At 59.3% G+C, this 332-nt stretch carries 1 protein-coding gene; it reads left to right on the plus strand.

Annotated features, from left to right (window positions below):
- Positions 1-332, plus strand: a 332-nt coding sequence (locus tag LIY45_RS30635) for an RHS domain-containing protein (RefSeq protein WP_226478733.1), incomplete at both ends; no start/stop codon positions are given.

Below are 332 nucleotides of genomic sequence, written 5' to 3' on the forward strand. Positions count from 1 at the left end.
TTCTGGCAAGGCGACACGCTGATCGCCGAACACAGCGCCGATCACCATCAGAGCTACCTCTACGAACCCAACAGTTTTCGCCCGTTAGCGCTGCTCAAAGGCTACGGCCCGGAAGACGTAAAATCCTTCTACTACCAACTCGACCACCTGGGCACCCCACAAGAACTCACCGCGCCCGACGGCGAAATCGTCTGGTCCGCGCACTACCGCGCCTACGGCCAAATCGCGAAGCTGGACGTCAACACCATTACCAGCCCGCTGCGCTTCCAGGGCCAATACTTCGACCCGGAAAGCGGGCTGCACTACAACCGTCATCGCTACTACAATCCGGA

It is taken from the genome of Pseudomonas sp. MWU16-30323 (genome assembly GCF_020515595.1).
In the GTDB taxonomy this organism is placed as follows: Bacteria; Pseudomonadota; Gammaproteobacteria; order Pseudomonadales; family Pseudomonadaceae; genus Aquipseudomonas; species Aquipseudomonas yamanorum.